The organism is Thermaerobacter sp. FW80, assembly GCF_004634385.1.
GTDB lineage: Bacteria > Bacillota > Sulfobacillia > Thermaerobacterales > Thermaerobacteraceae > Thermaerobacter > Thermaerobacter composti.
On sequence record NZ_CP037895.1, the window covers coordinates 1,737,256 to 1,750,771 of the forward strand.

The following is a 13,516-nucleotide window of genomic DNA, read 5'->3' on the forward strand; positions in this document are numbered from 1 at the left end:
AAAGGGGAGCCAAGGCGTCGTGGGGGGCCCGGCGCGAGGAGGCGTGACGGCGCGATTTCGCCGCAGCGGTACCATCGCAGCGGTACAATCCTTGGAAAGAAGCGGTTCGGTGTTGCGTCAGGGTTCGTGTTGGTCCGTCGCGTCCGTGCACCGGGATGCCGTCGCCGGCCGAGCCCCTCCGGCGCGGCAGGGGCGGCGGGCGTCCCGGCACGCAAGGGGCGCGGAAACGGGCGAGGAAACGGGGGAAAGGGGGAGGCTGGCCGTTGGCGGACGTGCGGCCGGCGGGCACCGAGACGGCGATCCCGAGCGGGCCGGGAGGCCCCGTGGAGGCCGTGCTCTTCGATCTCGACGGGACACTGCTCGAGCTGGACATGGACCGCTTCCTGCCGGTGTACCTGCGGCGGCTGGCGGCGTGGGTGGCGGACCTGTTCGACCCGGAGGACTTCGTGCGCCAGCTGATCCGCGCCACGACGGCGGTGATGGAGAACCGCGATCGCTCCCGCACCAACGCGGCGCTGCTCTACGAGACGCTGTGGGCGGGGCTCGACCCGGCGCGCCACCCCGGCGCGCGCCCCGATCGCCGTGAGCAGGCGCTGGCGCGCTTCGAGCGGTTCTACCGAGAGGAGTTCCCCAAACTGCAGTTCATGGCCCGACGGCGACCGGAGGCGGCCGCGCTGGTCGAGGCGGCCCGCGCCCGGGGATGGAAGGTGGTGCTGGCGACGAACCCGATCTTCCCCATGGCGGCCATCGCCGAGCGCCTGCGCTGGGCCGGGCTCGATGTCGGCCAGTTCGACCTGGTTACGGTGCTGGAGAACATGCACAGCTGCAAGCCCCAGCCCGACTACTACCTGGAGGTGGCCGACCGCATCGGGGTCGAACCCGGCCGGTGCCTGATGGTCGGCAACGACCTGCGCCAGGACATCGCCCCGGCGCGGGCCGTGGGCATGGCCGTGTACGTCGCGGAGGGACTGGTGCTCCACGAGGGGGAGCCGGGCGCGGTCGACGCGCCCCGCGGGACGCTGGGTCAGCTGCTGCAATGGATTGTCAAGAGCGACGGGAACCGTAACACTTTTGCAAACCGGCCGACCTTGCCCGGCAACAACGCCCCCCTAGAGTAGGAAGTGGCCGGAGCGGCGGGACATCCCGACGGATTGATCGGCTTGATGCGGTCCATCCCCGCCGATGCAGCCGGCCACGATCCTGACCAGGTGATCGCCACGGTGCGGCGGTCGGAACCCCCGCCGCGCGGCGCCCCGGGCCGGATGCAAGCGGAACTGCCCATCCGCTGCCCTCCCCGGGAACCCAACCGGCCCGGCTGCACACCCGCCCTCCCCGGAACCCAATCGGTGTGCGGCGCCGCGAAAGACCGTCGGCACCTGGTACGGAGCCCCGCGGGAGAACCGCGGGGTTTCTTTCTTTTTCTCGCCTTTTTCCTCGCTTGGAGGTGCATCCTAAGCCGTGCCCCGGTCCCGCCTGGGAGCCGTGGCCGGACAGGGAGCCGTGGCCGGACCGGCGAACCCGGGTGCCTCACCGAAGCCCGGCGCGGGTCGGAGGGGCGGGGGACCGGTGCGTCCGCCTGGCCGGGGACTCGGCCGCCGGGCGAGGGCCCGGTCCGGGATCCGGCGGCGGCACAGGGCCGCACGGGGCCGGTGCGGACGGGACCCGAGGCTTGGCGGCCGCCGGGAGGGCGACCGGGCCAATGGACCCGACCGTTGCCGGACCGGGCCCCGGGCGGCATCCGATGGCCCTGGGCCCGATGGTGGAGACCGCGCCCCCGGTTTAGTCTGGGGACCAGGGCAGGGGATCCGGTCGACGTCGCCGGGGGCGCAAAGGAGGCGGAGCGGTGGACTCGCTTTTGGCGGCGCGCCTGCAGATGGCCATCTCGCTGGGCTTTCACATGATCTTCGCGTCGCTGGCCGTGGGCATGCCCGTCTTGATGTTGATGGCGGAGGGGCTCTACCTGCGGCGGCGCGATCCCCGGTACCTCGAGCTGGCCCGCACGTGGGGCAAGGTCACAGCCATCACCTTCGCCATCGGCGCGGTCAGCGGCACGGCCCTCTCCTTCGAGCTCGGCCTGCTGTGGCCCGCCTTCATGGAACTGGCCGGCCCGGCGACGGGTCCCGCCTTCACGATGGAGGGCTTCGCCTTCTTCACGGAGGCCATCTTCCTCGGCCTCTACCTCTACGGGTGGAACCGGCTGTCGCCGTGGGCGCACTGGTTGACGGGCATCCCCGTGGCGGTGAGCAGCGCCGCCTCCAGCGTCATGGTGGTTGCGGCCAACGCCTGGATGCAGAACCCCGTGGCGGTGGAGACGCTGCTGGCCGAGCCCCACCGGTTCGACCCCGTGCGGGCTCTGTTCGGCAACCCCGCGTGGCCCGTGATGGCGATCCACTCGACCCTGGCCTGTTATGCGGCCACGGCGTTCATGGTGGCGGCGGTCTACGCCTGGGCCGCCCTCCGCGGTCACCGGGATCCCATGCGGCGCAGCGCCCTGCGCATGGCCATGGCCCTGGGCACGGTCGCCGCCTTGCTGATGCCCGTCACCGGCGACGCCAGCGCCAAGTTCGTGGCGACCAACCAGCCCGTCAAGCTGGCCGCCATGGAGGCCCAGTTCGAGACGGAGGCCGGCGCCCCCCTGCGCCTGGGCGGCCTGCCCGACCCGGAGACGGGCGCGGTGCCGTATGCCATCGAGATCCCCGGCATGCTGAGCTGGCTCGCCTACGGCGACACCCGGGCGGTGGTCCCCGGCCTCGACCGCGTGCCCCGCGACCTCTGGCCCAACGTGCCGGTGACCCACGTGGCCTTCCAGGTCATGGTCATCGCCGGCGTGCTGATGGTGCTGGCGGCCGCCTGGTACTGGTGGATCGCCTGGCGCCGGCGGGGGGCGGTGATGGACCACCGCGCCCTCATGCGCGGGCTCGTGGCGGCGGGGCCGCTGGGGATCGTCGCCCTCGAGGCGGGGTGGATCGTCACCGAGGTCGGACGGCAGCCGTGGATCATCCGCGGGGTGATGCGGACGGCGGAGGCGGTGACACCGGCGCCCGGGGTGGTGACCACGCTGGTGGCGTTCACGCTGCTCTACCTCCTCTTGAGCGCGACCCTGGTGTGGCTGCTCCGGCGCATCGGTCACGGTCCGGTGCCGGGGGTGACGGCGCCGCCCGGGGCGGGCGGCGATGGCGGGTCCGGATCGGCCGTGGCCACGGAGGCGTTGGCGTCGGCAAGCCCGGCCCGGTCCGGGGCCGCACCCTCGTCGGCGTCGGCCGCGCAGGCCACTACCGGCCGGGCGGGGACACCGGCGGTCCCGGATGCCACGACCATCGAGGCGGGGTTGCGCCGGCCAGGCGCCGGCACCGGTCGGTCAGCGTGCCCGGCGGTGCCGGGTGCCATGACCGCGGGTGCGGGGTTGCACCAGCGGGCCGCGGTTGCGCCCGACGGCCCCGGGCCGGGCGGCCCGTCGGGTTCCCTCGGGGCGAGGGGGGCCGGGCGGGCCGCCACGCCCGGCGTGGAGTGAGTTCGACGGGGCGCTGGGCGAGCGACGCGTTGCGCACCGGCGGGCCGGGTCGCATGCCCGGCGTGGAGTGACAGCCGGTCGGCTGCGCCTGGAGGCCGAGCAGGCAGGTGGTCTTCGTGCCGGTGGGAGTGGGCGATCCCCTGCCCGAGACGGTGGTGGCGGTGGTCCTGATGCTGGCGCTGACGGCCTACGCCGTGCTGGGCGGCGCCGACTTCGGCGGCGGCGTGTGGGACCTGCTGGCCCGCGGGCCCCGGGCCGAGGCCCAGCGGCAGGCCATCGCCCGGGCCATGGGCCCGGTCTGGGAGGCGAACCACGTCTGGCTGATCTTCGCCCTGGTGCTGCTCTTCACGGCCTTCCCGCGCGCCTACAGCAGCCTCGGGGTGGCGCTGTTCGTCCCGTTCCACCTGGTGCTGGCGGGCATCGTCCTGCGCGGCGCCGCCTTCGTGTTCCGCGCCCCGGCGGCCACGGCGGCGGGCCCGCAGCGGGCCTGGGCCAGCGTCTTCGGCGCGGCCAGCACCATCACGCCCTTCCTGTTGGGGGCCACCCTGGCCGCCGTCTCGTCCGGCGGCATCCGGGTCGATGCCGACGGCACGGTGACGGTGGACGCCGTCAACGCCTGGTTCAGCCCCTTCTCCCTGCTGGTGGGGGCGCTGACGGTGGCGCTCTTCGCCTACCTGGCCGCCGTGTACCTGACGGTGGAGACGCGGGGCGCCCTGCAGGAAGACTTCCGCCGCCGCGCCCTGGGGGCGGGCCTGGCGGTGGCGGTGCTGGCGGCGGTGCTGCTCCCGCTGGCGCCGCGCACGGCACCCCACCTGTGGGAGCTCCTGTCGGAGCGCGGTCGGCCGCTGGTAGCGGCGGGGGCGGCGCTGGCTGCGCTGTCGGCGTGGCTGGTTTGGCGACGCCGCTTCCTGCTGGCGCGGGTGGCCGCGGTGGCCGAGGTGGTGGTGCTGCTGTGGGGCTGGGCCCTGGGCCAGTGGCCGTACCTGATCTACCCCGATGTGACGGTGTTCAACGCCGCCGCCCCCGACCCGATCCTGCGCTTCGCCCTCTGGGTGACGCCCGTGGGCCTGCTGATCTTGATCCCCTCGCTGTGGCTGCTCTTCGCCGTCTTCAAGGGCGACAACCCCCAGGCGGACGAACCGGTCGGGAGCCCCCGTGCGCAGGCGGACGAAGCGGCCGCGCGTCCCGCCCTGCGGCGAGACGCAGCAGCCGCGAGCCCCGCGCCCCATGCGGACGAACCGGCCGTGGATCCCGCGTTCCAGGGGGAGCCCCAGGCGGAGCGCGCCCGAGGCGGAGCCCCCAGCGGACGAACCGGCCGCTGATCCTGCGGCCCGGGCGAACCGCACCCCAGGCGGGGGAGCCGGTGGCTACTCCCCGGCCGCCGGAGCCGGGGCGAAGCCGGGGGCGGCCGCGGCCGCGGCCGCGTTCGTCCCGGCCCGGGAATCGGCCTTGATGCCCAGATCCGCCAGCACCCGCCGGGTGGCCGGCCAGTCGATGGCGTAGTAGTAGATCCCGTTCCGCATGATCCCGTGCCCCTGCACCATGCCCCGCCGGATGCCGTCCAGGTCGGTGGCCCAGGCGAGGCGCGCCAGGGCGACGGCGTCGCGCAGGCCCATGTCCGTCTCCACGTACCGGCTGACGATGGCCAGGGTCCGGGGCACGTCCAGCAACGTCAGGTTGGCCTTGAGCTGCTTGGCCACGTCGATCAGGAACTGCTGCTGCCGGTCGGCCCGGCCGAAGTCGCCGTCGGGGTCGTTGTAGCGCTCCCGCAGGTACGCCAGGGCCAGCTGGCTGTCCATGGTGTGCCGGCCCGCCTCCAGGAAGCGGCCGTCCTGGAGCCGGAGGTCATAGGGGACGTTGACCTCGACGGGCCCGAGGACGTCGATCAGCTCGAGGAAGCCCGGCATGTCGACCCGCGCCCAGTGGTGGATGGGGATGCCGAAGTTCTGCGCCACGGTGCGGGTGGCCAGCTCGGGACCGCCGAAGGCGTGGGCGTGGGTGATCTTGTCCATGCCGTGCCCCGGGATCTCCACCAGGCTGTCCCGCGGGATGGAGAGCATCGCCACCGCCTTCGTGGCCGGATCGATGGAGAGCAGGATCATCGTGTCGGACCGCGTCTGGGCGCCCTCCTGGCGGGCGTCGATGCCGAGCAGCAGGATGTTGACCCGTTGCGCGCCGCCCGGTCCCGGCCCGGCGGGCGAACCGGACCCCGCTTCGCTCGGGACCGGGGCCACGGGTTCCGGTGGCACCGTCAGCTCGGACCCCGCGAAGTAGGCGACCGCGAGGCCGCAGACCATGGCGGTCAGGCCGACCACCCACAGCACGGTGCGGTGCAGACGGCGGCGCCGCGTTCTTCCAAAACCAACCATTTCGCAATCCCTCGCCTTGGGCCCGGCAGGAGCCGGGGCCACCATCACGAATTCCCCTGTATCGAGTGGAAAAACTTCCCCTCTCCCTGACACGCACAGAACCCGCGGTTCACACGGTGGATGGAATGGGACCCCGTCCTCCCGGGGTCGTCGGACATCACCCCGATTGTATCGCACGGGCTTCGGCGTGAACGGGTCAGCGGCAGGAAGGGCGTCCAGGGCCCGCCGGCCGCCCCGTCGTGGGCCGGGGGGACGGCGTGGGGCCGCCGGCCCGAGGCGCTCGGGGACCCCGGTGGCGTGGTCCACCGGGGCGGGTCGGTGGCGCCGTTCGTCCCGGCGCGGGGTGCGGGGCGTCCTGCCCGGGGAAGCGGCCGTGGGGTGGGGAGTTGGGGGCATGAGGCCAGAGGCAGGGGGAGCGGCAGCCAAGGGGGGACGGGGGACCGGGCATCCGCCAGCGGTCCCCGCGGAAGGGGGCGCGGGAGCCCGCGGGGCGGGTCCCGGGCGCGCCGGCCGGAGGGGCACCGGGACGCGCGGCTGGGTGGCTGCCGAGGCGGTGGGCCTGGTGGGGCTGGTCCTGGCGCTGGCAGCGGTCCATCGGCTCGCCGGATGGGTCGAGGTCTGGGTCCTGGCGTTGCCGGTTGCGGCCCTGGTCCAGCGTCGCTGCGGAGGCCGGTGGGGCGTCGCCGCGGCCGCCGTGGTGCTGGCGGCCATGGCGGTGGGGCTGGCGCTCGATCCGGGCGGCGGAGCCGGTTGGCGGCTGTGGTTGGCGGAGGCGGCGGCCATGGCGGGCACGGCGGCGCTCGCCAGAGGATCCCGCGCGCCGGGGCCGACGGTGCCACCGGCGGCGCGGGAGTCGGGAGAGGGATCCGGCGGGCCGGCGCCGGGGCAGGGGCAGGGGCGGGCGGTGGCCGTCGCGGCGGGGCAGGGGCAGGGGCGGATGGTGGCCGTGGCGCCGGGGCGGGGCGGACCTGCCAGGGCGGGGCCGGGCGGGGGAGCCGCGACCGCCGGAGCAGCGGGCGCGGCCGTGGCGGGGCCGACGCCGCCGGTGGCGTCGGGGGGACCGGATCGCGAGCCGTTACCGGAACGCGACCCCTTGGACGAATCCGAGTTGCAGGTGCTCTACGCCTGCACCCATGCGTTGAACAAGGTCACCAGCCTCGACGACCTGATCCGCGAGTTCAACGACCTGCTCTCGGCCCGGCTCGGCTACCCCTATCTGGCCCTCCTGCTGGTCCAGCCCGACGGGTCGCTGCGGATGGCGTCGGCGCCCCTCTATCCGCCGGAGGTGCAGGGGCTGGTGCTCCGCAAGGGCCAGGGCATCTGCAGCGCGGTGGTGGAGACCGGCCAGCCGGTGATCGTCGACGACGTGACCCGGGATCCCCGCTACTACCCCGGCCTGGCGGGGGCGCGTTCGCAGATCGCCGTGCCGGTGACGCGACACGGGCGGGTGGTCGGCGTCCTGAGCGTGGAGTCGCCGCAGCCCGCCGCCTTCAGCCGGCGCGACCTGCGCCTGCTGGGGGCCATCGCCGACGAGGTGGCCGTGGCCCTGGAGCGGGCGTCGCTCCTGGAACGCATCGAGCAGCAGGCGATCACCGACCCGCTGACCGGGCTCTACAACCGGACGTACCTGATGGCGCGGCTGCGGGAGGAGGGGGAACGGGCCGCCCGTTACGGCCGGCCGCTGGCGCTGCTGTTCATCGACCTCGACGACCTCAAGGCGATCAACGACCGGCTGGGTCACGAGGCCGGCGACCGGGTGCTGGTCCGGGTGGCCCGCGTGCTGCGGGAGGCCTGCCGGTCGGTGGACTACGCCGCCCGGTACGGAGGCGACGAGTTCGTCGTCGTCCTGCCGGAGACGGGACCCGAGGGGGCCATGGCGGTGGCCACCCGGATCCAGCAGCGGCTGGCGGACGAACCCAACCCCCTCGCCGCGGGCACCGGCGGGCGGGGACTGGGGGCGAGCATCGGCGTGGCCGCGTATCCTGCCGATGCCCGGGACTGGACCGAGCTGCTGCGCCTGGCTGACGAGGCCATGTACGGCGCGAAGCGCCGCGGCAAGCGACGGGTGGCGCGGTCCGGTGGCCGGGGCAAGCCGGGCGCCTCCGCGCCCGTCGCCGAGGAGGGAGGACCGTGATCGTCCCCTTGCGGACGGAGGCCGACCTGGACCGCATGCTGACGGGTTCGCAGCCGGTGCTGATCTTCAAGCACAGCACGCGGTGCCCCATCAGCGCCGCCGCCTATCGCGCCTTCCGGCGCTTCGCCGCCAGCCGGCCGGGGGCGGCCCGCTTCGGCGTGGTGCACGTGATCGAACAGCGCGCCCTGTCCGATGCCATCGCCCGGCGCCTGGGGGTCCAGCACGCCTCGCCCCAGGTGCTGCTCTGGCACCGCGGCACGGTGCGCTGGCACGCATCCCACGGCGCCATCCACGAAGCCGCCCTGGCCGCGGCCCTGGCGGGGATCACCGCGGCCGAGCGCCGGGGTCGGGCCCGGCCACGGCCCTAGGCGCCGCCTGATCGCCCGCGGGGCTCCGCCGCGGGGCCGCCCGGGGGGCGCGGGGGCCGGGGGCAGGCGGGCCGATCCGCCGAGGCTGGGGAGTCGCCACGGCGATGGCGTGCAGGGCCCGCGGCCGGGCCATCGCCGCCGCGATGCCGTGCAGGGGTGCCAGGAGGACCTGAGCCCGCCCAGGGCGAAGGCGGGCTCAGGGGTTGACCACGCGGCGGGCGAAGGGGCCGGTGCGGTGCACCAAGAGGGGCGTGGCCGCCTTCGGTCCATCCGCGTGGTGGGGCAGTCGCTGAGAGGAATTGGACGCGGGACGGACGGTCCCTGCCGTCCCGCGCAACTTTTTGCCATCCGCGGATCGGGGGTGCGAGCTGTGGAGCTGGGCTTGCAGGGCAAGGTGGCCCTGGTCACGGCGGCCAGCCAGGGGCTGGGGCGCGCCATCGCCGGCCGCCTCGCGGAAGAGGGCATGCACGTGGCGATGTGCAGCCGATCGGCGGAGCGGATCCGCGAGGCGGCGGCCGAGGTGAGTCGGCGGGCCGGCCCCGGGTCGCGAGTCGAGGCCTGGCCGGCGGACGTGGCGGTGCCGGAGCAGGTGGAGGCCCTGGCCCGGCGGGTCGAACAGGCCTTCGGCCGGCTGGACGTGCTGGTCTGCAACGCGGGGGGCCCGCCGCCGGGCGACTTCTTCGACGTCACCGACGCGGACTGGGAGAGGGCGTTCCAGCAGAACCTGATGTCGGTGGTGCGGCTGGTCCGCGCGTGCGTGCCGCTGATGGAGCGGTCGGGCGGCGGCACCATCGTCGCCATCACCTCGACCTCCATCAAGGTCCCCCTGCCGCGACTGATCCTCTCCAACGTGATGCGGGCCGGCGTCTACGCGCTGGTCAAGAGCCTGGTGCCCGATCTGGCGGCGCGGAACATCCGCATTCACACCGTGGCGCCCGGGCGCATCGACACCGCTCGCGTCCGGAGCCTGGACGAGGACCTGGCGCGCCACTCCGGCCGGACCGTGGAGGAGGTGCGCCGGAGCTACTGCCAGCAGATCCCCCTCGGTCGCTACGGGGAGCCCGACGAGTTCGCCCGCGTGGTGGCCTTCCTGGTTTCCGACGCGGCGCGCTACCTGACCGGGCAGGCGGTGTTCGTCGACGGAGGCATGATGCGGGCGCTGTAGTTGCGGTTGCCGCCGCTGGCCCGGGGAAGCCCCGAGAAGCCGTCGGGGGAGTCCCTGTCGCGCTCGTTCCCGCGGTTCGGGACGAACCGGCCCGCCCGGCTCGCCGCGCGCCGCGGCGAGCCGGGCGCCAGGGCCAGCCGCTCCCCCCGCCAGGGCTTGCTGCCGGCAGGGGGACGGGGGTGCAGGACCCGCGGAGGGGGAGGCGACGCCGGGCAGCCCGCAGGGGACTCCTCATGCAGGCCAGCCGGTTGCCGTAGGCGACCACGGAAGGGGGCCGACGACGGGTATCCCGCAGCGGGCGGCCGCGCCGCGGCGCCTGGGCCATCCTGTTGGCCATCCTGTGGATGTCAGGGCGTCGATGGGTGTTGATGTCGGCACGCGCCCTGAAGGGGTGGGACGGTGGGGTGGCCCGGATGGGGCGAAGCCGCCCTGTGGGCGCTGGTCGCGGCCAGCAGCGGGCTCTGGGGTTGTCTCGCCGGCCTGTTCATCCCCCTGGGACGCGAGGTGCTGGCCGCCGTCATGGCCTTCGGCGCCGGGGCCCTGCTGGGTGCCGTGACCTTCGACGTGCTGCCCGCGGCCCACGACCGGGGCGGGCCGGGTCCGGCGGTGGCCGGGTTCCTGGCGGGGGCGCTCCTCTTCACCCTGGTCGACTTCGCCCTCGATCGCCGCGGGGCGGCGGGCCGCAAGCGCAGCGGCGTCGAGCCGGCGGCGCCGCGGGCGCCGGCGTCGACGGGTCCACGCCAGCGGGCGATGGGGCGCGGCCTGGGGCCGACCCCAGCCGGGACCGGCGGCGCCCCAGGGGCGGGGGCTGGCGATGCCCCGGGGCCGCGGGCCGGCGCGGCCTGGGCGATCCTGGCCGGCGCGGTGCTCGACGGCATCCCCGAGGCCTTCGCCCTGGGCGTCGACCTGTACGCCGGCCGGGGGGTGAGCCTCGCGCTGGTCGCCGGCATCTTCCTCAGCACCCTGCCCGAGGGCCTGTTCGGGTCCGTGGGGCTGCGGCGCGCCGGTTACAACCCCGGGTTCATCGCGTCGATCTGGGCCGCTGTGGCCCTGGTGGCGGCGCCCGCCGCAGCGGCCGGCTTCGTCCTCGCCGAGCGGCTAGCCGGCGTCACGGAGGCGTTGATCCTCTCCCTGGCGGCCGGCGGGGTGGTGGCGATGGCCGCCGACACGCTGACCCCCGAGGCATACCGGGAGGGGGGCAACGTGGTCGGCCTGGTCACCGCCGTGGGGATGATCCTCAGCTTCATCCTGGCCGGGTAGCCCGGCCAGCGGATACGGACCGGATGCCGCCGCGACCGGCTCGGGAGGTTCCTGCCTGCGCCTGATGTCCCATGCTCCCGTGCCCATGCCTGGGCATCCGTCCAGCCGCCCACCGTCACCACCACCTGCCCCACCGGCAGGTTGTCCATCGCATCCGTCATCATGTCTGCCCGCCGGGGTTCGGGCGGTTCCGTGCGACGTCGACCCGTTCCTGCGGGGTTCGCGTGAGCGGCTCGCCCGCTGGTGGGCGGACCGCCCGGTCGTGCACGAGTCCCCCTCCCCTTCGCGAGTCGCCGGTCGCGGGTGGTGCGGCGGCGCACCCGCGTCGGCGGCGGCGCACCCGCGTCGGCGGCGGCGCGTGCCTGGCCGCGGTGGCCCTCGTTCCCGCCGGGGGAGCGCCGGGTTCGCCCTGGGCAGGATTCGTGCTCCTTTCGACCGAACCTGTCTGTTGACTCGTGTCGCTCGCCTGTATCGCCGGCGGTATCGATCGGATGGCCCCGCAGCACGCCGGGCTCCTCCGGATGATTCCGGGGCCGGGTGAAGGCGATCCGAGACCATGCCGGTACGAGGGGGGATCCGGGTGCAAGGGTTCGTGGACGGGCTGGCTGCGTTCCTCGACGCGGCCAGCGACCTGGTGTGGGGGCCGCCCATGCTGGTCCTCATCGTCGGCACGGGCCTGTTCCTCACCATCCGCCTGCGCGGGCTGCAGTTCCGCGAGCTGGGGTATGCGTTGCGTCTCGCCTTCAGCCGGCGGCAGGACCATCGGTCCGAGGGCGACATCAACCACTTCCAAGCGCTGACGACGGCTCTGGCCGCCACCGTGGGAACGGGCAACATCGCCGGCGTCGCGACGGCGGTGACGCTGGGCGGGCCCGGGGCGGTGTTCTGGATGTGGGTGACGGCCCTGGTCGGCATGGCCACCAAGTATGCCGAGGCGATCCTGGCCGTCGCCTACCGGGTGCGCAACGCCCGTGGCGAGATGGCCGGCGGGCCGATGTACGTCCTCGAGCGCGGGCTCGGGCAGCGGTGGCTGGCGGTGTTGTTCGCCCTCTTCGGGGCGCTCGCCGGTTTCGGCATCGGTAACACGGTCCAGGCGTACGAGGTCACCAACAACATCCAGCAGTATTGGGGCGTACCCTCCTGGATCACGGGGGTCGTGCTGGCCGGCATGACCGGGCTGGTGGTGATCGGCGGGATCAAGGCCATCGGGCGGGTGACGGCGTTCCTGGTGCCCTTCATGGCGCTGTTCTACGTCATCGGGGGGCTGGTCATCCTCGTCCGGCACATCGAGGCGGTGCCGGGCGCCATCGCCCTGATCCTCGGCCACGCCTTGACCGGGGAGGCCGTGGGCGGCGGCGTGGTGGGGGCCGGCGTGCGCGAGGCCATCCGCTGGGGCGTGGCCCGCGGCGTGTTCTCCAACGAAGCGGGCCTGGGCAGTGCGCCCATCGCCGCCGCCGCGGCCAAGACGGACATCCCCGCGCGGCAGGCCCTGGTGTCCATGACGGGGACGTTCATCGACACCATCGTGGTCTGCTCCATCACCGGCCTCGTGATCGTGGCGACGGGGATGTGGCAGCAGGCCGACCCCGCGACGCTGACGGGCGCCCAGCTGACTACCCGGGCCTTCGAGATGGGCCTGCCGGGACCGGGTGGGCTGATCGTGGTCATCGGGCTGATCCTCTTCGCGTACTCGACCATCCTCGGCTGGGCGTACTATGGGGAGAAGTGCTTCGAGTACCTGTTCGGGACCCGCGCCATCACCGTCTACCGCGTCCTGTGGACGGTCGGGGTGTTCGCCGGCTCGGTGGCCACCTTCGGGCTGGTGTGGGACTTCGCCGACGTGATGAACGGGCTCATGGCGGTGCCGAACCTGATCAGCCTCCTCGCCCTGAGCGGAGTGGTGGTCCGTGAGACCCGGCGCTTCTTCGAGGTGGGCCGGGAGCCGGTGGTCCCCGGCAGCGGGCAGCCCGTGACCACCGGGGCGTCCGGCGATTGAGGGGGCGTAGCCCCCGGCGCATCCCGCGATGGCGAGGGGACGGCCGCGCGGGGCGGGCCCAGCGCCCCGCGCGGCCGCTCTGGACTGCATCCCCGTCCATGGGCCCCGTGCCCGCCGCCGCACGGGGCGGGCCCAGCGCCCGGGGCGGCCGCCGCTGCCATCTCCTCTTGCGCGGAGCCTGCGATGCCCTTAGATTCGGGGCGGGGAAGCCTTCGTCCCCCAGGGGTCCCGAACCGGATCGAACCGCCCTGCGGCGACCCATCGGAATCCCGGACGCGGTGCCCAGCGTGACGCCCGCACCGCGATGCGCAGTGCGCGCATCAGCTCGTGCACCCCGACTCCCGCGGTCCCTGTGACCCGCTGGCTTTTTCCCACCGCCATGCCTCCGGTCGGTGCGTTGGCCTGCCTGGGAGGGATGGGTGCGTGCCAGGCGACCGGGCCGGCGCCGCGCCGCGGCGCCCGCGCTGACCCGGTGCGACGCCGCGGCGCCCGCGCTGACCCGGCGCGACGCCGGGGCGCCCGCGTCGACGAGCGCCGGCGACGGGGAGCGGTCCGTCTCCTCTCCGGTCCCGGGGGCGCCGGGACCGCGGCCCGGTCGGGACCCGCGGAAGCGCGGCCGGGACGCCCGCAAGATGCGGAAGGGTTCGAGGGCTCGAAGGCCGGTGGGGTGACGGAGACCTTCTGGACTGCGACCGGGCGCGGGGGCGCCGGTC

At 74.6% G+C, this 13,516-nt stretch carries 9 protein-coding genes; 8 read left to right on the top strand and 1 reads right to left on the bottom strand.

All coding sequences use genetic code 11. The features are described from left to right. Nucleotides 1-272 precede the first annotated feature (272 nt). The 3 genes from E1B22_RS07275 (at nt 273) to E1B22_RS07285 (ending at nt 4,833) form a co-directional block, all read left to right on the top strand. The gene (locus tag E1B22_RS07275) at nt 273-1,118 is read left to right on the top strand and encodes an HAD family hydrolase (protein WP_243123852.1); all 846 of its coding nucleotides are present in this window, start codon (nt 273-275) and stop codon (nt 1,116-1,118) included. A 725-nt stretch (nt 1,119-1,843) separates the two neighbouring features. Continuing rightward, entirely contained in the window at nt 1,844-3,511 is a 1,668-nt protein-coding gene (locus tag E1B22_RS07280; RefSeq protein ID WP_243123232.1) for a cytochrome ubiquinol oxidase subunit I, read from the top strand. A gap of 107 nt (nt 3,512-3,618) precedes the next feature. Beyond that, entirely contained in the window at nt 3,619-4,833 is a 1,215-nt protein-coding gene (locus E1B22_RS07285; RefSeq protein WP_243123233.1) for a cytochrome d ubiquinol oxidase subunit II, read from the top strand. A 45-nt stretch (nt 4,834-4,878) separates the two neighbouring features. On the opposite strand, the gene E1B22_RS07290 is transcribed toward E1B22_RS07285, so the two are convergent. Continuing rightward, nucleotides 4,879-5,880, bottom strand: coding sequence for an LCP family protein (locus tag E1B22_RS07290; RefSeq protein ID WP_135225121.1), 1,002 nt, complete (start codon nt 5,878-5,880; stop codon nt 4,879-4,881). Nucleotides 5,881-6,418: 538 nt separating this feature from the next. Here E1B22_RS07290 and E1B22_RS07295 point away from each other — a divergent pair. The 5 genes from E1B22_RS07295 (at nt 6,419) to E1B22_RS07315 (ending at nt 12,803) form a co-directional block, all read left to right on the top strand. Further along, nucleotides 6,419-8,014: a sensor domain-containing diguanylate cyclase gene (locus E1B22_RS07295; protein ID WP_243123234.1), complete on the top strand. Its 1,596-nt coding sequence runs from the start codon at nt 6,419-6,421 to the stop codon at nt 8,012-8,014. Further along, the gene (gene ytxJ, locus E1B22_RS07300) at nt 8,011-8,382 is read left to right on the top strand and encodes a bacillithiol system redox-active protein YtxJ (protein WP_135225123.1); all 372 of its coding nucleotides are present in this window, start codon (nt 8,011-8,013) and stop codon (nt 8,380-8,382) included. The genes E1B22_RS07295 and ytxJ overlap by 4 nt, the downstream gene beginning before the upstream one ends. Nucleotides 8,383-8,752: 370 nt before the next feature. Continuing rightward, entirely contained in the window at nt 8,753-9,547 is a 795-nt protein-coding gene (locus tag E1B22_RS07305; protein ID WP_135225124.1) for an SDR family oxidoreductase, read from the top strand. 399 nt (nt 9,548-9,946) lie between these two features. Continuing rightward, nucleotides 9,947-10,807, top strand: coding sequence for a ZIP family metal transporter (locus E1B22_RS07310; protein ID WP_135225125.1), 861 nt, complete (start codon nt 9,947-9,949; stop codon nt 10,805-10,807). Nucleotides 10,808-11,387: 580 nt separating this feature from the next. Then, nucleotides 11,388-12,803: a sodium:alanine symporter family protein gene (locus E1B22_RS07315; protein WP_135225126.1), complete on the top strand. Its 1,416-nt coding sequence runs from the start codon at nt 11,388-11,390 to the stop codon at nt 12,801-12,803. The last annotated feature ends 713 nt before the right edge of the window (nt 12,804-13,516 follow it).

Excerpts from the sequence above, each read along its gene's own strand:
- E1B22_RS07290 (WP_135225121.1), bottom strand. The coding sequence starts at position 5,880 with ATGGTTGGTTTTGGAAGAACGCGGCGCCGCCGTCTGCACCGCACCGTG.